This is a genomic window from Herbidospora cretacea, from assembly GCF_001570605.1.
GTDB classification, from domain to species: domain Bacteria; phylum Actinomycetota; class Actinomycetes; order Streptosporangiales; family Streptosporangiaceae; genus Herbidospora; species Herbidospora cretacea.
The window spans coordinates 44,919-67,981 of record NZ_BBXG01000021.1; the positions used below are offsets into that span (position 1 = coordinate 44,919).

The 23,063-nt window shown below is 69.8% G+C and carries 21 protein-coding genes; 16 read left to right on the forward strand and 5 right to left on the reverse strand.

Features of this window, described 5'->3' with window-relative positions:
• Positions 1-314: 314 nt before the first annotated feature.
• Both pcrA and AW270_RS30920 read left to right on the forward strand, forming a co-directional pair.
• On the forward strand, positions 315-2,543 hold the full coding sequence (gene pcrA, locus AW270_RS30915; protein WP_061299745.1) for a DNA helicase PcrA: 2,229 nt from the start codon (positions 315-317) through the stop codon (positions 2,541-2,543).
• Positions 2,544-2,859: 316 nt separating this feature from the next.
• Positions 2,860-3,804 carry an amidohydrolase family protein gene (locus tag AW270_RS30920; protein WP_061299660.1) on the forward strand — a complete coding sequence of 315 codons (945 nt, stop codon included), beginning with the start codon at positions 2,860-2,862 and terminating at the stop codon, positions 3,802-3,804.
• A gap of 3 nt (positions 3,805-3,807) precedes the next feature.
• Here AW270_RS30920 and AW270_RS30925 read toward each other — a convergent pair whose 3' ends face one another.
• Entirely contained in the window at positions 3,808-4,647 is an 840-nt protein-coding gene (locus AW270_RS30925; protein WP_061299661.1) for a hypothetical protein, read from the reverse strand.
• 188 nt (positions 4,648-4,835) lie between these two features.
• Here AW270_RS30925 and icmB point away from each other — a divergent pair, with 188 nt between their 5' ends.
• The 4 genes from icmB (at position 4,836) to AW270_RS30945 (ending at position 9,162) form a co-directional block, all read left to right on the forward strand.
• Positions 4,836-5,237 (forward strand): coenzyme B12-dependent isobutyryl CoA mutase small subunit, encoded by a 402-nt coding sequence (icmB, locus tag AW270_RS30930; protein ID WP_061299662.1) that lies wholly within the window; start codon positions 4,836-4,838, stop codon positions 5,235-5,237.
• A gap of 203 nt (positions 5,238-5,440) precedes the next feature.
• On the forward strand, positions 5,441-6,622 hold the full coding sequence (sucC, locus tag AW270_RS30935) for an ADP-forming succinate--CoA ligase subunit beta (RefSeq protein WP_061299663.1): 1,182 nt from the start codon (positions 5,441-5,443) through the stop codon (positions 6,620-6,622).
• Positions 6,622-7,497: a succinate--CoA ligase subunit alpha gene (sucD, locus tag AW270_RS30940; protein ID WP_061299664.1), complete on the forward strand. Its 876-nt coding sequence runs from the start codon at positions 6,622-6,624 to the stop codon at positions 7,495-7,497. The genes sucC and sucD overlap by 1 nt, the downstream gene beginning before the upstream one ends.
• A gap of 129 nt (positions 7,498-7,626) precedes the next feature.
• On the forward strand, positions 7,627-9,162 hold the full coding sequence (locus AW270_RS30945) for a cell division protein PerM (protein ID WP_061299665.1): 1,536 nt from the start codon (positions 7,627-7,629) through the stop codon (positions 9,160-9,162).
• On the opposite strand, the gene AW270_RS30950 is transcribed toward AW270_RS30945, so the two are convergent.
• Positions 9,159-9,560, reverse strand: a complete 402-nt coding sequence (locus AW270_RS30950) for a hypothetical protein (RefSeq protein WP_063819401.1) — start codon at positions 9,558-9,560, stop codon at positions 9,159-9,161. The genes AW270_RS30945 and AW270_RS30950 overlap by 4 nt on opposite strands.
• A 95-nt stretch (positions 9,561-9,655) precedes the next feature.
• Between AW270_RS30950 and purN the strand changes: the two genes are divergently transcribed.
• The 3 genes from purN to AW270_RS30965 are packed head-to-tail and all read left to right on the forward strand — an operon-like array spanning position 9,656 to position 12,699.
• Positions 9,656-10,261, forward strand: coding sequence for a phosphoribosylglycinamide formyltransferase (purN, locus tag AW270_RS30955; protein ID WP_061299667.1), 606 nt, complete (start codon positions 9,656-9,658; stop codon positions 10,259-10,261).
• Between the two features lie 26 nt (positions 10,262-10,287).
• Positions 10,288-11,829, forward strand: a complete 1,542-nt coding sequence (gene purH / locus AW270_RS30960; protein ID WP_061299668.1) for a bifunctional phosphoribosylaminoimidazolecarboxamide formyltransferase/IMP cyclohydrolase — start codon at positions 10,288-10,290, stop codon at positions 11,827-11,829.
• A 9-nt stretch (positions 11,830-11,838) separates the two neighbouring features.
• Positions 11,839-12,699 carry a bifunctional methylenetetrahydrofolate dehydrogenase/methenyltetrahydrofolate cyclohydrolase gene (locus AW270_RS30965; protein WP_061299669.1) on the forward strand — a complete coding sequence of 287 codons (861 nt, stop codon included), beginning with the start codon at positions 11,839-11,841 and terminating at the stop codon, positions 12,697-12,699.
• Between the two features lie 47 nt (positions 12,700-12,746).
• On the opposite strand, the gene AW270_RS30970 is transcribed toward AW270_RS30965, so the two are convergent.
• The gene (locus AW270_RS30970; RefSeq protein ID WP_034383225.1) at positions 12,747-13,409 is read right to left on the reverse strand and encodes an FHA domain-containing protein; all 663 of its coding nucleotides are present in this window, start codon (positions 13,407-13,409) and stop codon (positions 12,747-12,749) included.
• A 181-nt stretch (positions 13,410-13,590) separates the two neighbouring features.
• Here AW270_RS30970 and AW270_RS30975 point away from each other — a divergent pair, with 181 nt between their 5' ends.
• The 4 genes from AW270_RS30975 (at position 13,591) to AW270_RS30990 (ending at position 18,301) form a co-directional block, all read left to right on the forward strand.
• Entirely contained in the window at positions 13,591-14,712 is a 1,122-nt protein-coding gene (locus AW270_RS30975) for a citrate/2-methylcitrate synthase (protein ID WP_061299670.1), read from the forward strand.
• A 55-nt stretch (positions 14,713-14,767) separates the two neighbouring features.
• Positions 14,768-15,082 (forward strand): DUF3017 domain-containing protein, encoded by a 315-nt coding sequence (locus AW270_RS30980; RefSeq protein ID WP_061299671.1) that lies wholly within the window; start codon positions 14,768-14,770, stop codon positions 15,080-15,082.
• A 49-nt stretch (positions 15,083-15,131) separates the two neighbouring features.
• The gene (locus AW270_RS30985) at positions 15,132-16,346 is read left to right on the forward strand and encodes an NADP-dependent isocitrate dehydrogenase (protein WP_061299672.1); all 1,215 of its coding nucleotides are present in this window, start codon (positions 15,132-15,134) and stop codon (positions 16,344-16,346) included.
• Positions 16,347-16,459: 113 nt separating this feature from the next.
• Positions 16,460-18,301: a serine/threonine-protein kinase gene (locus AW270_RS30990; protein WP_061299673.1), complete on the forward strand. Its 1,842-nt coding sequence runs from the start codon at positions 16,460-16,462 to the stop codon at positions 18,299-18,301.
• Here AW270_RS30990 and AW270_RS30995 read toward each other — a convergent pair.
• Positions 18,298-18,663, reverse strand: coding sequence for a hypothetical protein (locus AW270_RS30995; protein ID WP_061299674.1), 366 nt, complete (start codon positions 18,661-18,663; stop codon positions 18,298-18,300). The genes AW270_RS30990 and AW270_RS30995 overlap by 4 nt on opposite strands.
• Before the next feature lie 60 nt (positions 18,664-18,723).
• On the opposite strand from AW270_RS30995, the gene AW270_RS31000 reads away from it, so the two are divergent.
• Positions 18,724-19,527, forward strand: a complete 804-nt coding sequence (locus AW270_RS31000; RefSeq protein WP_169807398.1) for a COG1361 family protein — start codon at positions 18,724-18,726, stop codon at positions 19,525-19,527.
• Between the two features lie 143 nt (positions 19,528-19,670).
• Here AW270_RS31000 and galE read toward each other — a convergent pair whose 3' ends face one another.
• Positions 19,671-20,609 (reverse strand): UDP-glucose 4-epimerase GalE, encoded by a 939-nt coding sequence (galE, locus tag AW270_RS31005; protein WP_061299676.1) that lies wholly within the window; start codon positions 20,607-20,609, stop codon positions 19,671-19,673.
• Between the two features lie 111 nt (positions 20,610-20,720).
• On the opposite strand from galE, the gene AW270_RS31010 reads away from it, so the two are divergent.
• Both AW270_RS31010 and trpS read left to right on the forward strand, forming a co-directional pair.
• Positions 20,721-22,010: a hemolysin family protein gene (locus tag AW270_RS31010; protein ID WP_245674940.1), complete on the forward strand. Its 1,290-nt coding sequence runs from the start codon at positions 20,721-20,723 to the stop codon at positions 22,008-22,010.
• Between the two features lie 41 nt (positions 22,011-22,051).
• Positions 22,052-23,059, forward strand: coding sequence for a tryptophan--tRNA ligase (gene trpS, locus AW270_RS31015; RefSeq protein ID WP_082801966.1), 1,008 nt, complete (start codon positions 22,052-22,054; stop codon positions 23,057-23,059).
• Positions 23,060-23,063 lie beyond the last annotated feature (4 nt).

The window sequence follows — 23,063 nt, forward strand, 5'->3', positions numbered from 1 at the left end:
CGAAGGGGCCTTCGCCCCCTCGCGCTCCCCCTGGCCGCTTTCGCGTCCTGACGTCGCTTCGCTCCGGGTCGCTCCGCTCGGGGCGAAAGGCTCCGCCCCTCGCGCTCCCTGGAAGAGCCTCGCTTCGCTCGGGTCGCTCTCGCTTCGCTCGTTGAAGCCAAACCCATTATTCCGTTACGGCTCCGCCTGGCCGGCCACCCGACCCGACTCTGGCCACCCGGTAGCTCATGGCCGACATGTCCCGCCCCGTGAATGTCCGCACACGTGAGCGAACTGTCAGTCGGCAGCCCTACGCTAGACGGGTGACCCATCCCTTGCTTGACGGCCTCAACCCCCAGCAGAAGGAGGCCGTCGTCCACCAGGGCGGGCCCCTGCTCATCGTCGCGGGGGCCGGGTCCGGCAAGACCAGGGTGCTCACCCACCGGATCGCCTACCTGCTGGCCGAGCGCCACGTGCATCCGGGCGAGATCCTCGCGATCACCTTCACCAACAAGGCCGCCCGGGAGATGAAAGACCGGGTCGACAAGCTGATCGGCCCGCGCTCCAAGGCGATGTGGGTGATGACCTTCCACAGCGCGTGCGTGCGGATCCTGCGCCGCGAGGCCAAGCGGCTCGGCTTCACCTCCAGCTTCTCGATCTACGACCAGGCCGACTCCCAGCGGCTGATGGCGATGGTCTGCCGCGAGATGGACCTCGACCCCAAGCGCTATCCGCCGAGGTCGTTCTCCGCCCAGGTCAGCAACATGAAGAACGAGCTGATCGACTACGAGACCGCCGCCGACAAGGCGCAGACCCATCTCGAGAAGACGCTCGCCGAGGCCTACCGCACCTACCAGCAGCGCCTCACCGAGGCCGGCGCGATGGACTTCGACGACCTGATCATGCTCACGGTCACGCTGTTCCAGCTCTTCCCCGACGTCGCCGAGCACTACCGGCGCAGGTTCCGCCACGTCATGGTCGACGAATACCAGGACACCAACCACGCCCAATACACGCTGGTCAGGGAGATGGTCGGCGTCGAGGCCAAGCACACCGCCGACGGCGACCCGGTCAGGCCGGTCGCCGACGACGCGCTGCCCCCCGCCGAGCTCGTGGTCGTCGGCGACGCCGACCAGTCGATCTACGCCTTCCGGGGCGCCTCGATCCGCAACATCCTGGAGTTCGAGCGCGACTACCCGTCGGCCAAGACGATCCTGCTGGAGCAGAACTACCGCTCGACCCAGACGATCCTCAACGCCGCCAACGCGGTCATCTCCCGCAACGAGAGCCGCAAGCCCAAGAACCTCTGGTCCGACCAGGGCGCCGGTCCCAAGATCATCGGCTACGTCGCCGACAACGAACACGACGAGGCCACCTTCGTCGCCCAGGAGGTCGACCGCCTCTCCGACGACGAGGGCATCACCCCCGGCCAGGTGGCCGTCTTCTACCGCACCAACTCCGCCTCCCGCGTGTTCGAGGAGATCTTCATCCGCACCGGCCTGCCCTACCGGGTGGTCGGCGGCGTGCGCTTCTACGAGCGCAAAGAGGTCAAAGACCTGCTGGCCTACCTGCGGGTGCTGTCCAACCCCAGCGACACGGTGTCGCTGCGCCGGATCCTCAACGTGCCCAAGCGGGGCATCGGCGACCGGGCCGAGTCGATGGTCGAGGCGTTCGCGTCCCGCGAGCGGATCTCCTTCTGGGAGGGCCTGCGCCGGGCCGACGAGGCGCCCGGCATCGCGACCCGGTCGCTCAACCAGATCCGCGAGTTCGTCGCCCTGCTCGACGACCTGCGGGCCAAGGAGCTGCCGATCTCCGACGTCGCCGAGGAGATCCTCACCTCGACCGGCTACCGCACCGAGCTGGAGACCTCCGGCGACCCGCAGGACGAGAGCCGCATCGAGAACCTCAACGAGCTGATCTCGGTCGCCTCCGAGTTCGAGGCCGCCAACCCCGAGGGCACGCTGGTCGACTTCCTGGAGCAGGTCTCCCTGGTCGCCGACGCCGACTCGATCCCCGACCCCGAGACCGGCAGCGGCGGCGTGGTGACGCTGATGACCCTCCACACGGCCAAGGGCCTGGAGTTCCCGGTGGTCTTCCTGACCGCGATGGAAGACGGCGTCTTCCCCCACATGCGCTCCCTGAGCGACCCGAAGGAGCTGGAGGAGGAGCGCCGCCTCGCCTACGTGGGCATCACCCGCGCCGAGAAGCGCCTCTACCTCTCCCGCGCCGCCGTCCGCACCGCCTGGGGCGCCCCCTCCTTCAACCCCGCTTCGCGCTTCCTCGCCGAAGTCCCCCAGGACCTGGTCGAATGGCGCAACGACCCGAAGAAGAACGCCTGGGGTGCGGCCACCAAACGCGAGACCCGCCCGCTCCCGTCACGCGGCGGCGGCAAGCCGGTCCTCCAGCTCTCACCCGGCGACCGCGTCACCCACGACCAGTTCGGCCTCGGCACCGTCATGACGGTCGAGGGCGAGGGCGAGAAGACCCGAGCCAAGATCGACTTCGGCAGCGCGGGCGAGAAGACCCTCATGGTCGGCTACGCGAAAACCCTCGAAAAGCTGTAAAGCCTTTCTATCCGTTACGGCTCCGCCCACCCCGGCCCCGCCCGCCGCCCCCGCCCCTCGCCGCATCCGGCGCCAACCCCCGCGTCCGCCTCGCCCCGCCACGGGTCAGGTCGAGCCGAACCCAAGAACACGGCTGCCCTGTCACGAGGGAGGCTGCCCGATGTCGAACACGCGCTGTCGCTTCAGGGGCGCGGCGTTTCGCGAGAACCGTGACGCGCGTAACCGGGCGGGTGGGGGACCAAGATCCCGGAACAGGTGACGGCGGGCCGCGAAATGCGATATTTCCTGACGCGGACACCCGAGAGACGAGGATCACATGGCCGCGGAACTGATCGACGTGCACGCCCACTTCGTCACCGCCGACTACGTCGAGGCCGCCTCGGCGGGCGGGCACGTCACCCCCGACGGCATGCCGCGCTGGCCCTCCTGGAGCCCCGAGGAGCATCTCCGGCTGATGGACGCCCACGGCATCCGTACCGCCATGCTGTCGATCTCCTCGCCGGGCACCCACTTCGGCGACGACGCGGCGGCGCGCAAGCTCTCGCGGCAGGTCAACGACCACGCCGCCGACGTGGTCCGGCGGCATCCGGGCAGGTTCGGCCACTTCGCCGCGCTGCCGCTCCCCGACGTGGCCGGCTCACTGGCCGAACTGGCCTACGCCCTCGACGACCTCGGCAGCGACGGCGTCGCCCTGATGAGCAACGCCCACGGCCGCTACCTCGGCGACCCGGCCTACGAGCCGCTCTGGGCCGAGCTCGACCGGCGGCGGGCGGTGGTGTTCGTCCACCCGACCTCGCCGGTGAACCACGAGCAGGTCGCGATGGGCCGCCCGAGGCCGATGCTGGAGTTCATCTTCGACACCACCCGGACCGTCTCCGACCTGGTCTTCACGGGCGTCCTCACCCGCCATCCGGGAATCCGGTGGGTCTTCACCCACGGCGCCGGCACGCTGCCGCTGCTCGCCGATCGCATGGAGCTGTTCCGGACCGCCTTCAACGGCGGTTCCCCCGACGACCCCACGGTCGTCGAGCAGGTCGCGAAGCTGTGGTTCGACATCGCCGGCACCCCGTTCCCCCGCCAGGTCCCGGCCCTGACCAGGGCCTTCGGCGCCGACCAGGTCCTCTACGGCAGCGACTACTGCTTCACCCCGATCCCGGCCGTGGCCGGGCAGGTCGCCTCGATCGACGCCGCCGACCAGCCGGGGGAGACGACCTGGCGGGCGCTGACCACGGCCAACGCCCGCCGGTTGCTGTCTCCTTGAGACTCAGGCGGCCTCCCCCGTCAGCCGCCCCAGCGGGGCGCTGGACATGTCCAGGCCCTCGAAGTCGATTTCGTCGATCTCCGCGACGCCCTCGGTGGGGGCCTTGATGGACACCTTCGCGCCCCACGACACGTAGCGGGTGTCGACCGTGACCGGGCCGCCGTTCAGGCCCAAGACGCTGCTCTTGGTGCTGCTGACCAGCCGGGTCACCAGGCCCTTGCCGTTCACGTAGAGCTTGAACGTCACGACGGCCTTCTTCTGGGCCGCCGTCGGGCGCTCGGTCGGCATGACGCCCTGGAGCCACTTCGAGGTCGTCCAGAGCTCACCGATGGTGATCTTGCCGGTGTACACGGAACCGGTGAGCTTGCTCTTCTTGACGAGCTTCTGCAGCGTCATCGGTTCCGTCGGGTTGAGGAACTGCCCGAAGGCGCCGGACACGCCGGTGGCGGGGCCTCCGGGGGCGCGCAGCCAGGTCTTGTCCTCCGGCAGGAGGCTGCCGAAGAGGCCGCCCTTGACGTAGGCGGTGTTGCCGATCCTGATGACCTGCTCGGGCTTGAGGAGCGGCTGGATGTTCTCGGGCATCTCCGCGATGTCGGCGGCCTTGAGGTTGAACTTGGTGGTGAGGTCCGACGCGGCCACGCCGGAGCGGCCGAACTGGAACGTTCCGGTCCGGCGGCTGAACAGCATGCCCTCGGTGCTGAACTTGTCGCTGAACTTGACGCCGAGGCCGGTCTTGAACTGGGCCTTGAGAGCGGCGACCGGGTTCGGGGCGGCGTGCGCGGGCGGGGCGTGGACGACGGTCGCGGCCGCCGCACACGCCAGAATGGCGAGCGTTCGCCTCATGAGTGGGGTTCCTCCAGAAATATGGCCCCTAATGGGAGAGGGGGACCGAAGAGGATTCTGCCGGAACATCTATCTCAAAACGATCACTTATTGTGTCTTTTCACAAAATTCACACATGCAACACCGACAAACGCCGTCAAGTCGAGGCTCCCCCGAGGACCCGACCACGCCGGGTTACAGTGCCAAGCATGGAATCCAGGATCAGGATCGTCGTCGCCAAACCCGGGCTCGACGGTCACGACCGCGGCGTGAAGGTCGTCGCCCGCGCCCTGCGTGACGCGGGCATGGAAGTCGTCTACACAGGTCTGCACCAGACCCCGGAGCAGATCGTCCGCACCGCCATCCAGGAGGACGCCGCCGCGATCGGGCTGTCGATCCTCTCGGGCGCCCACATGACCCTGTTCGCCAAAGTGATGGAGCTTCTGCGCGAACAGGACGCCACCGACATCGTCGTCTTCGGCGGCGGAATCATCCCCGAGGAGGACATCCCCGAACTGCGGCGTCTCGGCGTGGCCGGCATCTTCACCCCCGGCGCGACCACCGACGAGATCGTCGACTGGGTGCGGACGACGATCCCCGCCGCCGCGTAACCCGCCCATACGGGACGTATCCGGGATCCCCCGCACACCCGGCCCGGACGTCTAGTACATAACGGTAAAGTCGGCAACCCCCAAACGCCCCCCTATGACCGCGCCGCGTACGCCCTGGGGCTAGGCTTTCTGCGCGGAAATGCCAGGCAGGACGACGGCGCCCTGTCCAGTGGCGCCCTCGACATTCAAAGGGACGGACCCTCGTGGACCTGTTCGAACATCAGGCGAAGGAGCTCTTCGCCGCGTACGGCATCCCGGTGCCGCGCGGAATCGTCGCGCACACCGTGGCTGAAGCACGGGCGGCGGCCGAACAACTGACCGGGCGGGTCGTGGTCAAGGCCCAGGTCAAGACCGGTGGCCGCGGCAAGGCCGGCGGCGTGAAGGTGGCCGACGACGCGAACGACGCCGAGGCGAAGGCCAAGGCCATCCTCGGCATGGACATCAAGGGCCACACGGTCCACAAGGTCCTGATCGAAGAGGCGAGCGACATCGCGGAGGAGTACTACTTCTCCTTCCTGCTCGACCGCGCGAACCGTACCTTCCTCGCGATCTGCTCCGCCGCCGGCGGCATGGACATCGAAGAGGTCGCGCACACCGCCCCCGAGAAGGTGGCGAAGATCCCGGTCAACCCGATCGACGGGATCGACCGGGCGACGGCGCGCGAGATCGCGGCGGCCGGCGGGCTGCCGGAGAAGTCGCTCGACGGGGCCGCCGAGCTCATCGAGCGCCTGTGGGCCGTCTTCGTCGACGAGGACGCCTCGCTCGTCGAGGTCAACCCGATGATCCTCGCGGCCGACGGCCAGGTGAAGGCGCTCGACGGCAAGGTCACCCTCGACGCCAACGCCGACTTCCGCCAGAAGGAGCACGAGTCCTACGTCGACAAGGCGGCGGAGGACCCCCTGGAGGCGAGGGCCAAGGAGAAGCACCTCAACTACGTGAAGCTCGACGGCAACGTCGGCATCATCGGCAACGGCGCCGGTCTGGTCATGTCCACGCTCGACGTGGTCGCCTACGCCGGCGAGCAGTTCCCGGGCTCGCCGAAGCCGGCCAACTTCCTCGACATCGGCGGCGGCGCCTCGGCCGAGGTGATGGCCAACGGGCTGGAGATCATCCTGTCCGACCCGGCCGTGAAGTCGGTGTTCGTCAACGTGTTCGGCGGCATCACCGCCTGCGACGCGGTGGCCAACGGCATCGTCAGCGCCTTCAAGCTGCTGGGCGACCGGGGCGAGGCGGTCTCCCGCCCGCTCGTGGTCCGTCTCGACGGCAACAACGCGGCGCTGGGCCGCGAGATCCTGCAGAGCGCCGCCCTCCCGGGCGTCGAACTGGTCGACACCATGGACGACGCGGCCAAGCGCGCCGCCGAACTCGCCGCGGTAGGTGCGTAATGGCCATCTGGCTCACCGAGAAAAGCCGAATCATCGTCCAGGGCATCACGGGGTCCGAGGGCACCAAGCACACCCTGCGCATGCTGGCCTCCGGCGCCCAGGTCGTCGGCGGGGTGAACCCGCGCAAGGCGGGCACCACCCACGAGGGCCTGCCGGTGTTCGCGACCGTCGCCGAGGCGATGGAGAAGACCAGGGCCGACGTCAGCGTCATCTTCGTGCCGCCGGCCTTCACCGCGAGCGCGGTCAAGGAGGCGATCGACGCCGAGATCCCCCTCGCGGTCGTCATCACCGAGGGCGTGCCGATCCACGACACGACCGAGTTCTGGGCCTACGCCACCGCCAAGGGCAACAAGACCCGGATCATCGGCCCGAACTGCCCCGGCATCGCCTCGCCCGGCGCCTCCAACGCCGGCATCATCCCGGCCGACATCACCACCCCGGGCCGCATCGGCCTGGTCTCGAAGTCGGGCACCCTGACCTACCAGCTCATGTACGAGCTGCGCGACTTCGGCTTCTCCACGGCGGTCGGCATCGGCGGTGACCCGGTCATCGGCACCACCCACATCGACGCCCTCCAGGCGTTCCAGGGCGACCCGGGCACCGACGCCATCGTCATGATCGGCGAGATCGGCGGCGACGCCGAGGAGCGCGCGGCGGCCTACATCGAGAAGCACGTGACCAAGCCCGTCGTGGCCTACGTCGCCGGCTTCACCGCTCCCGAGGGCAAGACGATGGGCCACGCCGGCGCCATCGTGTCGGGCTCGGCGGGCACCGCCCAGGCGAAGAAGGAAGCGCTGGAGAAGGTCGGCGTCCGCGTCGGCAAGACCCCCAGCGAGACCGCCCGCCTGATGCGGGAGATCATGCAGAACCGCTAGTCGTTCCCCGAGAACCCCGGCGCCATGCGCCGGGGTTTTCTCTTTTCCAAGCACACCCCAAGGACAAACGGGACGCTCATCGGCGCGGCGTGACCGTGTTACGGCCCGCCCTTGAGAGCATCGGCTACTGTGACGGCGCTTCTCGACCAGATTCGGACAGTCCCCCGGGCCGTCTTCGGCGACGACGACCGGCGCCCGCTGCCGGTCTCCGGCATGCTGGCCGCGGCGGGCACGCTCGGCATCGGCCTGGCGGTTCTGACGACGCTGACCCTGGTGGGCTGGATCGCCGCGCCGCGCGGCACGTTCGGCGCGGGGCTGCCGGGGGTGTTCCGGACCGCCTGCCAGCTCTGGCTGGCCGCCCACCACGCCGGGTTCGAGATCCCGGGCGGCGGCCGGGTCGGGCTGCTGCCGCTGGGCCTGATGATCCTGCCCGGCACGCTGCTCTACCGCGCCGGGCTGTGGATGGCCCGCGACGCCGACCTGCGGCTGCGGCTGCCCGCGCGGCTGCCGAAGGGCTCGTCCAAGGACCTGGCGAACGCCCGCCGCAAGGCCCAGCTCATCCTGATCGCCCGCGCCGGCATCTCGCTGGCCGCGCCCTACGCCCTGCTGGCCGGGGTGATCGCGCTGGTGGGGGCCAACGAGGTGACCCGGCCGTCCGTGGCCGAGGCGCTGATCAGCCACCTGCTGCTGGCGTTCCTGGCCGGGTCGGTGGCGGTGGCCCGCACGATCGGCCCGTGGCGGGCGATGGTCCGGCTGCTGCCCGAGCGGCTGCGTTCGGTCGTGGTCGGCACGTTCATGGCCGTGTCGCTGATGCTGGCGGCCGGGCTGCTGCTGGTGCTGGGCCTGATCGCGGTCCACTTCGGCGAGATCCAGCGGCTCACCGAGGCGCTCAGCCCCGGCCTGGTGGGCGGCGCGCTGCTGGCGCTGGTCGAGGGGCTCTACCTGTTCAACGCGGTGATCTGGGGGCTGGCGTACATCACCGGGCCGGGCTTCGCCATCGGGGCCGGCACCCTGGTTGCGCCGACCGGGGTGAAGCTGGGCACGATCCCGTCGCTGCCGCTGCTGGGCGCGCTGCCCGAGTCGGGACCGGTCCCGCCGTGGCTGATGGCCGTGGTGGCGATCCCGTTCGCGGCCGGGGCGGTGGCCGGGGTGATGATGGCCAGGATCGCGCCCACGCCGTCACTGGAGGCGGCCCCGCTGTGGGGCTTCGTCTGCGGCCTGAGCTCGGGCGCGGTGGCCGGGCTTCTGGCGGCGCTGTCGGGCGGCCCGCTGGGCGGCGCCCGCATGGCCGCCGTCGGCCCCTCGGCCTGGGAGGTCGCCTTCTCGGTCACCCTTGAGGTGGGCGTGGCGGCGGGCATCTCGGCGGGGCTGGCCAACTGGTGGCTGATCTCCCACACCCCCGCGCAGCAGCCGATCGCCGAGGTGGTCACCAAGGTCAAGAAGAAGCGCAAGGCGAAGAAGGAGCCCCTGCCGGGCCACTGGATGGACGCCACCGAAGCCGACACCATCGCGATCCCGGTTATCCGCGACATCGAGCCCGACGACCACGCCGTGGAGACCTTCGCCCGCAAGCGGTCGACCCCGACCAGGCCCGACGATGACGAGGAGCCGATCGACGATCCGACCGGCGCCCACGTCACCTATCTGAACATCAAGGACGACTAGCCGGGCAGCGGCATGTTGGCCGGCCACGGCATGCCGAGCTTGGTCTCCAGCGCCGTCTTCAGCGCGTTGGAGCACTCGGTCTGCGCCGTGACGGTGCCGGCCCCCTTCAGGCACTCGGTGTACGCCGTCAGCTCGGTCCCCAGGTAGATCTGCACGCCCGTGCTGACCCCGCCGAGGACGAAAGCCAGCGACGAGATGAGCACCGCCCCGGTCGCCATGCCGGTGGACTGGCCGCCCTTCTTGAGCGTCCGCAGGTCGCGAATGCCCACGATGACGCCGAACACCGACAGGGCCAGGCCCATCGTCGGCACGAACAGTGTGAAGATCAACGCCATCAGAGCGAGCGCCAGCGCACGGCGCCCGCCCATCTCCGCGGCCGTCTGCAGTGGTGTGGTCACGATGTCCTCGCCTTGCTATAGGGCCTTCACGCCGCACGACGGCGTGACCGATACCCTTTGTCACGCACCCGTTCACTTCCCCGAAGGAGACCGCTCTGTCTTCCCGGCTCGTGGTCCTCGTCTCGGGTTCGGGGACCAACCTACAAGCCCTGCTCGACGCGGCGGCAGATCCGGCCTACGGCGCGACCGTCGTGGCCGTCGGGGCCGACCGTCCGGCGATCGAGGGGCTGGCCCGCGCCGAACGCGCCGGTCTGCCCACGTTCGCCGAGCGGGTAAGTGATCATACGGCCCGCGGGGCGTGGGATTCCGCCCTGGCCGAGAAGATCGCCGACCACAAACCCGACCTGGTGGTGTCGGCCGGGTTCATGAAGATCCTCGGCCCGGCCGTGCTGTCACGGTTCACGGTGGTCAACACCCACCCGGCGCTCCTCCCGGCCTTCCCCGGCGCCCACGCCGTGCGCGACGCGCTCGCCTACGGCGTGAAGGTCGCCGGCTGCACCGTCCACCTGGTCGACGACGGGGTCGACACCGGCCCGGTGATCGCCCAGGCGGCCGTCCCGGTCGAAGACGGCGACGACGAGGCGGCTCTCCACGAGCGCATCAAGGTCGTCGAGCGGAGCCTGCTGGTCGACGTCGTCGGGCGGATGGCCCGCGAGGGCTGGCGGGTCTCCGGGCGCACGGTGCGTCTGGGCACCCTCTGAACATCAGGAACACAGGAGGCTACACAGTGACTCGGATCGCCATCCGGCGCGCGCTCATCACGGTTTACGACAAGACCGGCCTGGAAGACCTGGCCCGGGGCCTCGAAGCGGCGGGGGTGGAGATCGTCTCGACCGGCGGCACCGCCGCCGCGATCGCCTCCTACGGCATCCCGGTCACGAAGGTGGAGTCGCTGACGGGTTTCCCCGAGTGCCTCGACGGCCGGGTCAAGACCCTCCACCCGCGCGTGCACGCCGGGTTGCTGGCCGACGGCGCCAACCCCGATCACGTCACCCAGCTCGAAGAGCTGGAGATCGAGCCGTTCCAGCTCTGTGTGGTCAACCTCTACCCGTTCCGCGAGACGGTCGCTTCGGGCGCGTCCGACGCCGACTGCGTGGAGAAGATCGACATCGGCGGCCCGGCGATGATCCGCGCCGCCGCCAAGAACCACAGCACGGTCGCCGTGGTCGTCGACCCGCGCGCCTACCCGTCGGTGCTGGCCGCGATCGGCGAGGGCGGCTTCACCGTGACCGACCGCCGCCGCCTGGCCGCGACCGCCTACGCCCACACGGCCAGCTACGACGTGGCCGTGGCCTCCTGGTTCGCCAACGTCTACGCCCCCGAGGGCGAGTGGCCGGCGTTCATGGGCGCCGACTGGAGCCTGAAGGACGTGCTGCGTTACGGTGAGAACCCCCACCAGCGCGCCGCCCTCTACAGCACCGGCTCGGGCGGCCTGGCGGGCGCCGAGCAGCTCCACGGCAAGGAGATGTCCTACAACAACTACGTCGACGCCGACGCCGCCTGGCGCTCGGCCTGGGATTTCGACTCCCCGGCTGTCGCGATCATCAAGCACGCCAACCCGTGTGGCATCGCGGTCGGGTCCGACGTGGTCGAGGCACACCGTAAGGCCCACGAGTGCGACCCGGTCTCCGCCTACGGCGGTGTCATCGCGGTCAACCGTGAGGTCACCAGGGAGCTCGCCGAGCAGATCGCGCCCATCTTCACCGAGGTCGTCGTGGCGCCGTCCTTCGCGGCCGACGCCCTGACCGTGCTCCAGGAGAAGAAGAACCTCCGGCTGCTGGCCTGCCCGCAGGGCCCCCGCAACGCCGCCGAGTTCCGGCGGATCGACGGCGGGCTGCTCGTGCAGACGGTCGACCGGGTCGACGAGCCCGGTGACAAGGCCGCCGGGTGGGAGCTCAAGGCCGGTCCGGCCGTCTCCGACGAGACCCTCGCCGACCTGGAGTTCGCCTGGAAGGCCGTGCGGTCGGTCAAGTCGAACGCGATCCTGCTGGCCAGCGGCGGCGCCTCGGTCGGCGTCGGCATGGGCCAGGTCAACCGGGTCGACTCGGCGCGGCTGGCGGTCACCCGGGCGGGGGAGCGGGCGGCCGGTTCGGTGGCCGCCTCCGACGCGTTCTTCCCGTTCGCCGACGGCCTGCAGGTGCTGGTCGACGGCGGCGTGACCGCGATCGTGGAGCCCGGCGGCTCGATCCGTGACGACGAGGTCATCGCGGCGGCGCAGGCGGCCGGGGTGAGCCTCTACTTCACCGGCACCCGCCACTTCTTCCACTAAGGGGAGTACATGAGCGCAGGGATTCTCGACGGCAAGGCCACCGCGGCCAAGATCAAGCTCGACCTGGCGCTGCGCGTCGGCAAGCTCGCCGAGGCGGGCGTCACCCCGGGTCTGGGCACGGTCCTGGTCGGCGACGACCCGGCCAGCCACATCTACGTCGCCAGCAAGCACCGCGACTGCGCCGAGGTCGGCATCAACTCGATCCAGCGCGAGCTGCCCGCCGACGCGACGCCGGGCCAGGTCGAGGACGTCATCGACGAGCTCAACGCCGATCCGGCCTGCAACGGCTACATCGTGCAGCTCCCGCTGCCGCGCCACCTCGACACGATGGCGCTGCTGGAGCGGATCGACCCGGCCAAGGACGCCGACGGCCTCCACCCGGTCAACCTGGGCCGGCTGGTCCACATGGTCGACGCCCCGCTGCCCTGCACGCCGCGCGGCGTCGTCCAGCTCCTGCGGGAGTACGACGTGGCCATCAACGGCGCCGAGGTCGTGGTGATCGGCCGGGGCATCACGGTCGGGCGCCCGCTGGGCCTGCTGCTGACCCGCCGGTCGGAGAACGCCACTGTGACCCTCTGCCACACCGGGACGCGTGACCTGGCCGACCACGTCAGGCGGGCCGACATCGTCGTCGCGGCGGCCGGGGTGCCCGGCCTGATCACGGCCGACATGGTGAAGCCGGGGGCGGCCGTGCTCGACGTGGGTGTGTCACGGGTCGACGGGAAGATCGCCGGCGACGTCGCGCCCGGCGTCGCCGAGGTCGCCGGATGGGTCGCGCCCAATCCCGGCGGTGTCGGACCGATGACCCGCGCCCTGCTCCTGACCAACGTGGTCGAGGCCGCGGAGCGGGACGCGGGTCTGCTGAGCTAGAAGCGGAGACCCCTCGCCGAGCTCCGCGACCCTTCAGCCGGTGATCATCAACTCGCCCGGCGCCCGGCTGCGGGCGCCGACGCGGGATGCGCCGGAGTTCCGCTCCCCTCGGTCGCCCGTTGTGGCGGGACGACCGGGGTCGGGCGGACCAGCCCGAGCGCGACCACCTCGTTGGCGAGGCGGGTGCGCCGGTTGGTGCCCTCCGGAATGCGGAACTTCTGGTAGAGCCGCAGCAGGTGCTGCTTCACCGCGGCTTCCGTGACGACCAGGTCGTCGGCGATCTCGCGTGCGGTCGCGGGCGCCACGAACGCTTCGTCCGAGAGCGCCGGTCGACACAGCGAGGTCAGGACGTCGACCTCACGCCGGGTGAGCTCGGGTGCGGCGGCCCGCCGCAACTCGACCTCTGGCGCCAGGTCTTCGCGCGGTATCCCGCCGACCCTCGCGCGGGCGGCGCCGAACGAGACGACGTCGCCATCATCGAGGACCCTCCGGGCGATCGGCCTGCCGTTCACCCGTGTGCCGTTGCGGGACAAGCCCAGGTCAACGACATACAGGTAAGGTCCCCGCCTGACGAACTCGGCGTGTAAACGCGACACGCTCGGGTCTGTCAGCCGGATGTCGGCACCTCGGCCCCGGCCGATCGTGGTGATCTCGGGGCGCAAGGGCACCACTTCGCCGGTGTCCTCGATCCGTATGAACGGCCCCTCCACGGCAGTTCCTCCCCAGGTAGCCCGCCGTTACTTTCACATCAGCTGCGGCTTACCCAAACGTGGGGATCGGGAATCGCCTTTACCTTGACCAGAATCGGCGTCTGATTGGTCTGGACCTTTCGAGGGGTGCTTCACCAGCTCACGGGTAGACTTTCGCGGTAGATAAGCGGAGGAAACACTCATGGCAGACAAGCCCACCAAAGGCCTGGCCGATGTCGTCGCCGCGTCAACAGCGCTCAGCGACATCGACGGCAAGGCCGGTCTGTTGTTCTACCGCGGATACGACATCCACGACCTGGCCGGCCGTACCACCTTCGAGGAAACCGCCCACCTTCTCCAGCACGGCACCCTCCCGAACCGCGACCAGCTCGCCCATTACGGCGCGGAACTCGTGCGGGGGCGCACGCTCGGCAGTCTCGTCGAGCAGAACGTCGTGGAGATCGCCGAGAAGCAGGAGCCCATGGAGGCCCTGCGCACGCTGCTCTCCCTGACCAGCGCCGACGATCCCGACAAGGACTCCAACGCCGCCGACGCCAACCTGCGCAAGGCGGCCCGGCTGACGGCCCTGCAGCCGATCCTGGTGGCCCGCTTCCACGCGGCCCGCCGTGGCGTGGAGATCCCCGAGCCCGATCCCGACAAGTCGATCGCGGCCAACTTCCTGCTCCAGATCACCGGCAGGGAACCGACCCCCCGTGAAGTGGAGATCTTCGACGAGTGCCTGGTGCTCCACGCCGACCACACGATGAACGCCTCGACGTTCGCCGCCCGGGTCTGCGCGGCCACCCTGTCGGACATGCACTCGGCCGTGGTCGCCGCCATCGGCACCCTCAAGGGGCCGCTGCACGGCGGGGCCAACGAGCAGGTCATGCGGACCCTGGAGTCCCTCGACTCCGGCGGCGTCGCCGAGGCCGTCCGGGCCAAGCTGGCGGGCGGCGAGAAGATCATGGGGTTCGGCCACCGGGTCTACAAGACCGAGGACCCCCGGGCGACCCACCTGCGCCGCATGTCCGAGGAGCTGGCCGAGGCGTCCGGCGACGACACCTACTATCGGATGTCGAAGGAGATGGAGGAGGTCGTCTTCTCGGAGAAGGGCCTCTACCCCAACGTCGACTTCTACGCCGCGACGGTCTACCACTTCCTCGGCATCCCGACCGACCTGTTCACCCCGGTGTTCTCGGTCAGCCGGATGGCGGGATGGACCGCCCACGTCATCGAGCAGCACGCCGACAACCGGCTGATCCGCCCGGACAGCGAGTACATCGGCGCGCGCGACCAGAAGTGGATCCACATCGACGAGCGGTGACAACCCGCTTCGACACCAGAGACGGAAACCGACCATCAACACCAACGCGAGGCGCATGGCCTGGGGGGCCTACATCATGGTGGCCGCGGGAGCGGCCGCCGGCCTGATCCTCATCGCCGTGCTCCCGGAACCCTGGTTGGGCGGCGTCGTGCTCGGCGCCGCCTTTCTCGCGGGCGCGGTGCTGCGGCTACTGCTTCCCCGGCGCCACTCCGGCGGGCTCTCGGTCCGCTCCCGGGTGGCCGACACCGTCACGCTCACCCTGTTCGGGCTGCTGATGGTGGCGGCCGGGGTCCTGCTGGAGGTCGACCTCCATCCCTCAGACCTCATCGTCGACCAGGTGCGGCCGTCCGATAGCCTCGTCGGCCAGTGACCTCAAAAAGGACTCCGGCCACAGTTCGTTCAGAAGGGGAACCCCACGCATGCCCAAGATCAAGGTAGCGGGTCCGGTCGTCGAACTCGACGGCGACGAGATGACCCGGATCATCTGGCAGTTCATCAAGGACCAGCTGATCCTGCCCTACCTCGATGTCGACCTCAAGTACTACGACCTCGGCATCGAACACCGTGACGCCACCGACGACCAGGTCACGATCGACGCCGCGAACGCCATCAAGCAGTACGGCGTCGGCGTCAAGTGCGCGACGATCACCCCCGACGAGGCCCGCGTCGAGGAGTTCGGCCTGAAGAAGATGTGGAAGTCCCCGAACGGGACCATCCGCAACATCCTCGGCGGCGTCATCTTCCGCGAGCCCATCATCATGTCGAACGTGCCGCGTCTGGTGCCCGGCTGGACCAAGCCGATCATCGTCGGCCGTCACGCGTTCGGCGACCAGTACCGCGCGACCGACCTCAAGGTCCCCGGTGAGGGCACACTGACCCTGACCTTCACCCCGAAGGACGGCAGCGAGCCGATCGAGCTCAACGTCTTCGACTTCCCCGGCGGCGGCGTCGCCATGGCCATGTACAACCTCGACGAGTCGATCCGCGACTTCGCCCGCTCGTCGATGCGCTACGGCCTGTCGCGCAACTACCCCGTCTACCTGTCGACGAAGAACACGATCATGAAGGCCTACGACGGCCGGTTCAAGGACATCTTCGCCGAGGTCTTCGAGAGCGAGTTCAAGGCCGACTTCGAGGCGGCCGGGATCACCTACGAGCACCGGCTGATCGACGACATGGTCGCGGCGTCGCTGAAGTGGGAGGGCGGCTACGTCTGGGCGTGCAAGAACTACGACGGTGACGTCCAGTCGGACACGGTGGCGCAGGGCTTCGGGTCGCTCGGCCTGATGACCTCGGTGCTGATGACCCCCGACGGCCGGACCGTCGAGGCCGAGGCCGCCCACGGCACGGTGACCCGGCACTTCCGCCAGCACCAGCAGGGCAAGCCGACCTCGACCAACCCGATCGCGTCGATCTTCGCCTGGACGCGTGGCCTGCAGCACCGCGGCAAGCTCGACAACCAGCCCGAGGTCATCGACTTCGCGACCAAGCTCGAAGAGGTCTGCGTCGAGACGGTCGAGAGCGGCAAGATGACCAAGGACCTGGCGCTGCTGGTCGGCGGCGACGCCGAGTGGCTGACCACCCAGGACTTCCTGGCCACGCTCGACGAGAACCTGCAGAAGAAGATGGCCTGACCGCGCCGGAACTCTTCTCCCCCAGAGCCGCTCGCCTTTCCCCGGTGGGCGGCTCTTGTGTTTGCCGTAAAGTCAGCGTGGCCAGTTGATGACGAAAACGGTGGTATTCATTCATGATCGAGCCGCTCGGGTCGGGGGACCCGAAACAGCTCGGTCCCTTCACCCTGTCCGGGCGGATCGGCGAGGGCGGCCAGGGGACCGTCTACCTCGGCACCAACCCGGAGGGTGAGCGGGCCGCGGTGAAGCTTCTGCACGTCAAGTTCACCGGTGACGCCATGGCCCGGTCCCGCTTCGCCCGCGAGCTGAGGGCCGCCGAGCGGGTCGCCAGCTTCTGCACGGCCCGGGTCGTCGGCGCCGACCTGGAAGGCGACACCCCCTACATCGCCAGTGAGTACATCGAGGGCCTGTCGCTGCGCGAGCAGATCGACCAGCAGGGCCCGATGAGCGGCGCCGACCTGGAGCGGCTGGCCGTCGGCACCGCCACCGCGCTGACCGCCATCCACCAGGCGGGCATCGTCCACCGCGACTTCAAGCCTGACAACGTGCTGCTGGCCGCCGAGGGCCCCCGGGTGGTCGACTTCGGCATCGCCCGCATCCTCGACTCCACCGGCACCATCACCAGCCGGGCGATCGGGACGCCCGCGTACATGGCCCCCGAGCAGGTCTCCGGCGACGACGTCGGGGCCTTCACCGACGTGTTCGCCTGGGGCGCGACGATCGCCTACGCCGCCACCGGGCAGGCCGCCTTCGGGGCGAAGTCGATCGCGGCGGTGCTCAACCGCATCCTCAACCACGAGGTCGACCTGACCCCGCTGCCCGAGCCGCTGAAGAGCGTCGTGGCGGCGAGCGTGAGCAAGCGGCCGGCCGACCGGCCGACGGCCGGGCAGATCCTGCTGCGGCTCCTCGGCCACCCCGAGACCGGCGACGCCTCGACCATGGTGATGTCCCAGGGCGCCCTGGTGGCCAATCCCGAGACCGGCCCGTTCCCGGTGATCAGGGACGTCGACGAGGCGACGCGGATGTTCCGGATGCCGCCGCCCGCGCCTCCTCCGGCGCCGAGGCCGAAGAAGAAGTGGTGGCTGCCCGCCGCCATGGCCGGCGCCGCGGCGCTGGTGCTGGGCGGGGTCGCGGTCGTGGTGACGTTGATGGTCAACTCCCCGGCGAACGCCCCGACGAGGCAGTCCCCGAGCCCCAGCCCGTCGGCCCCGTCGCTGCTGGACAAGGTGCGGAAGACGGGCAGGCTGACGATCGGCGTGCGGGGGGACCTGCCGGGGCTCGGGCTGCCGGTCGGCGGGGAGTTGCGCGGCTTCGAGGTCGAGATCGGCCGCCTCATCGCCAAGGAGCTCGGCGCCGACGACGTGACGTTCCAGGTGGTCAAGCCGTTCACGCGGGAGCAGGCGCTGATCTCGGGGGCGGTCGACATGGTGGTCGCGACCTACACCTACGAGATGGCCAAGGACGACGCGGTCACCTTCGCCGGGCCCTACTACCAGGCCAGGAACGACTTGCTGGTGGCCGACGACTCGGGCATCGTCAGGGCCGCCGACCTCCAGGGCAAGCGGCTGTGCGTGCGGGCGGGCACCAACACCTCCGAGGTGCAGACGTGGCTGGAGGCGCGGAAGATCGTCATGGTCGAGGTGCGCGGCACCGACTCGGGCAACTGCATGGACCTGCTGAGAGAGGGGCTGGTCGACGCCGTTCCCGGCGACGACCTCATGCTGGCCGGGTTCGCCGACCGCGAGCCGGTCAAATACCGCGTGCTCGGGCTCGGCATCGGCTCGGCCAGCTACGTGGTCGGGCTGCCGCAGGGCGACGTGGCGGCGTGCGAGGCGACCCAGGCCGCCATCACCAAGCTCTTTAACACCGGCCGCGCCGGGAAGCTGATGGCCACCTATTTCGGCAACGCCGTCTTCACGCCCGACCGCAGGATCCCCACCCAGCTCACCTGCCGTTAGCGGCGGCGCGGCCGGAGCAGCAGCACGATCATCACGAGCGCCTCCAGCGCGAACGCGGCCCCCATCGCCGTCGGCGTCACCCAGTCGGAGACCGGGCAGCTCGTCGCGATCTGCCTGCCGTCGACCAGGACCGTCTCACAGTTGAAGACCATGAGCGGCACGACGTAGACCCACAGGACGCCCAGGGGCCAGACCAGCAGGCCGAGCGCCTTCTCCCAGGGCCGCCAGCGCTTGGAGGCCAGCAGCAGGTAGGCGCCGGCCAGCCAGCCGACCACGAACAGCAGGCCGCCGAAGGTCAGCAGCAGGACCGTGGAGACGTCGTAGAGCAGGGCGCGGACTTTGCCGTCCCGTGTCCCTTCCATGGGTCCGACGGTAGCGTGTCCGAACGATCTTCTCGACGCCCCGGCCGTTGAATGGGGGCCATGAGTCGATGGATGGTCGCGGTGGTCGCGTTCTTCATCTCCGGCACAGTCTGCGGCACGGTCAGCGGTCCCGCGCAGGCCTCCGTGCCGCGGGGGAACGAGGGCCAGTGGGGCGGGGCCGACCTGTCGGTCTCCATCGAGGCCAGCCCGAAGGTGGCCCAGCCCGGCCAGTCGCTGACCTACACGGTCCAGGTGCGGAACGGCGGGCCCGGCGACGCGGTGCTGCCGACGCTGACGGTCCGGGTGCCCACCGACTTCAAGATCGTGAATGTGGACGTCGCCGAGTGTCAGCCCGGCCGGGGTCTGGCTGAGGTCGTCTGCCGCTCGTCCAAGGACGTCGCGCCCGGTCAGGCGGGCGGGGTGGTGATCACCGGGGTGGTGCGCCCGCACGCCCGGGGTCCCCTGCGGGCCCAGGCGCGGCTGACCTCGGAGGTCCTCGACGGCCACGACGTCGACAACGAGGCCGAGTCGGTCACCAGGGTCGACGAGGGCGCCGACCTGGTCGTGAGGCTGTCGCCGCCGCAGCGCACCGGCCGCCGGACGACGGTGAGCGCCTCGGTCCGCAACCGGGGGCCGCGCGTCGTCCGCGACGCCATGGTCTACCTCGACGGCGCCCGCTGCGGCGGCCGGACCGGGTGTGTGGTGCCGACGATCCGTCCCGGGGGGACGGCGTGGTTCCGGCTGGCCGTGCAGCGCGGCAAGGCGGCGGTGACGGCGATCGTGCGCTCCCAGGGGCGCGGCGACCGCCGTCCCGCCAACAATCAGGCCTCGATGACCCTCAGGGACAGGGCGGCGTCCCGGTGATCATGTAGCCGCCGCCGGTGGCGAACACCACTCCCGCGGCGGAGGCGAGGCTGCCCAGCACGACGAGCAGCGCTACCCCCGCATATGCCAGCACGCGCCTCATGGTGCGACCCAATCACATTTAACGCTGCGAATCCGGGCAATTACCGAAGTGATGCCCAGGCGTCCGCGACCATGGAGGTCAGCCCGCTGTGCTCGGGCTGCCAGCCGAGCTCCTTCTGGATCAGCTCCGACGACGCCACCAGCACCGCCGGGTCGCCCGCCCGCCGGGGCGCGATGTCCGAGGGGATCGGATGGCCGGTGACCTCGCGGCAGGCGTCCACGACCTGCTGGTTGGAGAAACCGGTCCCGTTGCCCAGGTTGTAGATCTTGTGGACGCCCCTCTCGCACGCCGCCAGCGCCAGCAGGTGGGCGTTGGCGACGTCGGAGACGTGGACGTAGTCGCGGATGCATGTGCCGTCGGGGGTGGGGTAGTCGCCGCCGAACAGGCTGATCGACTCGCGCTCGCCGAGCGCGACCTTGAGGACGTTGGGGATCAGGTGGGTCTCGACCACATGACGCTCGCGGTAGCGGCCGTAGGCGCCGGCCACGTTGAAGTAGCGCAGGCTGACCGCCGCGATGCCGTACATGGCCGCGAAGGCGGTCAGGGTGGTGTCGACGGCGAGTTTGGAGGCGCCGTAGGGGTTGGTGGGCCGGGTCGGGTCGGTCTCCCTGATGGGGGTGTTCTCCGGCTCCCCGTAGGTGGCGGCGGTGGAGGAGAACACGATGCGGCCGACGCCGCCCTTGCGCATGGCCTCCAGCAGGCGGAGCGTCCCGCCCAGGTTGTGGGACCAGTAGAGTGCCGGTTTCTCGACCGACTCGCCGACCAGCGACCGGGCCGCGAAGTGGAGCACCGCGTCGAAACCGGACAGGTCGCCTGGCTCCATGAAGGAGCCCTCGACGAACCGCGCGCCGTCGGGCACCGCGTCCACGTGGCCCGTCGACAGGTCGTCGAGCACGGTGACCTCGTGTCCCGCCTCGACGAGCTGCGCCGCGGTCACGCTGCCGATGTAGCCCGCGCCTCCGGTAACCAGTAGCTTCACGTTGGATTCCGTTCGACTATGTTCGATTTTGTACGAGGCCCAGCCTAGCCGCGCACTGAGTACGCTTTCAGCTCTCTCGTCATCGGAAGTCGCCAAGGCGGAAACATTCCAGTGAACAGTCTCGCGGCCAACATCGCCCTCGTCATGGTGTTCATCCTGATCGGAGGCTACTTCGCGGCAGCCGAGATGGCCCTGGTCTCGCTGCGCGAGAGCCAGGTGCGGCGGCTGGAGAAACTCGGCCGCCGGGGCGCCCGCGTCGCCAAGCTCGCGCGCGACCCCAACCGGTTCCTGTCGGCGGTGCAGATCGGGGTGACCGTGGCGAGCATGCTGTCGGCCGCCTTCGGCGCCGACACGCTCGCGGGGGAGCTGACCCCGGCGCTCGAAGGGTGGGGCCTGCCCTCCTCGGCCGCGCCGCTGGTCTCGCTGCTCGTGGTGACCCTCTGCATCTCGTACGTCTCCCTCGTCCTCGGCGAGCTGGTGCCCAAGCGGCTGGCCCTCCAGCGGGCCGAGGGCCTGGCGCTGCTGGTCGCCCCCTTCGTCGACCGCATCGCGGCGCTGTCGCGGCCGATCATCTGGGCGCTGTCGAAGTCGACCGACGGGGTGGTGCGCCTGGTGGGCGGCAACCCCAACGCCGACCGTGAGGCGATGACGATCGAGGAACTGCGCGACATGGTCGCCGGGCACGCCGAGCTGACCGCCGACGAGCGGCACCTGATCGCCGAGGTCTTCGCGGCCGGCAAGCGGCAGCTGCGGGAGGTGATGCTGCCGCGTACCGAGGTGGAGTTCATGGCGGCCGACACCACGCTGGCCGAGGCGGCGGTCCTGGTGGCCTCGCTGCCCCACTCGCGGTTCCCCGTCTACCGCAACTCCTACGACGAGGTGGTCGGGTTCGTGCACGTGCGCGACCTGCTCGACCCGGTGCTCACCGGGCGGATCGACCCGATCTCCGAGGTCGTGCCGATCCGGCCGGTCAAGCAGGTGCCGGGCACCAAGCGGGTGCTGGCCACCCTGTCGGAGATGCGCGACGAGGGCCACCACCTGGCCATCGTCGTCGACGAGTACGGCGGCACGGCCGGAATCGTCACCCTGGAGGACCTGGTCGAGGAGCTCATCGGCGACATCCGCGACGAATACGACCAGGAGGAGCCCGGCTTCCGCCGCATCGCGGGCGACGTCGAGGTGGAGGGCCTGCTGCGGCTCGTCGACGCGCTGAGCGAGCTCGGCATCCGGCTGCCCGAGGGGCCGTACGAGACCATCGGCGGTTTCATGATGGCCCGGCTGGGCCATCTGCCCGTGGTCGGCGAGACCGTGGAGGTGCCCGGGGCCCGGCTGGCGATCACCGAGATGGACGGCCGGCGGGTCGCCCGGGTCAAGATCACCCCCGCCACTCCCGAGGACTAAATCGTCGCGACCAGCCTGGGGTTGCTGGAAGAATGACGTACATGGCTCGCCCTCGTGTTCTTTCCGGCATCCAGCCCACGTCGGACTCCTTCCACCTCGGCAACTACCTAGGTGCGGTCCGCCAGTGGGTCCCGCTCCAGGAGACGCACGACGCGTTCTACATGGTGGTCGACCTCCACGCCATCACGATCACGCCGACCGCGGCCGAGCTGCGCGCCCGCACCCGCACCGCCGCCGCGCAGCTGTTCGCCTGCGGCCTCGACCCCGAGCGGTCGTCGGTGTTCGTGCAGAGCCACGTGCGCGAGCACTCCGAGCTGGCCTGGATGCTCAACTGCCTGACCGGCATGGGCGAGGCCGGGCGGATGACCCAGTTCAAGGACAAGTCGGCCAAATACGGTGAGGGCTCGGCCTCGGTGGGCCTGTTCACCTACCCGATCCTGCAGGCCGCCGACATCCTGCTCTACCAGACCGACCAGGTCCCGGTGGGCGCCGACCAGAAGCAGCACATCGAGCTGACCCGCGACCTCGCCCAGCGCTTCAACGCGCGCTACGGCCAGGTGTTCACGGTGCCCAACCCGCACATCGTGAAGGCCGTCGAGAAGATCACCGACCTGCAGGACCCGACGGCGAAGATGTCGAAGTCGTCGTCCAGCCCCCAGGGCATCCTCGACGTCCTCGAAGACCCGGGCCCCCTGCGCAAGAAGGTCATGCGCGCGGTCACCGACACCGGCAGCGAGATCGTCGCCGACGACGAGAACAAGCCGGGCGTCACCAACCTGCTGCGCATCCTGTCGGCGCTGACCGCCACCTCGATCCCCGACCTGGAGGCGCGCTACGTCGGCGCGGGCTACGGCACCTTCAAGAAGGACGTCGCCGAGGCCGTCATCGAGACCTTCACGCCGATCCGCGAGCGGGCCGAGAAGCTGCTCGCCAACGAGGCCGAGCTCGACCGCATGCTGGCGATCGGCGCGGGCAAGGCGCGCGCGGTGGCCCAGGAGACCATGGAGAAGGCCCGCGACGCGATGGGTTTCCTGCCCACCCAGGGGTAGTACC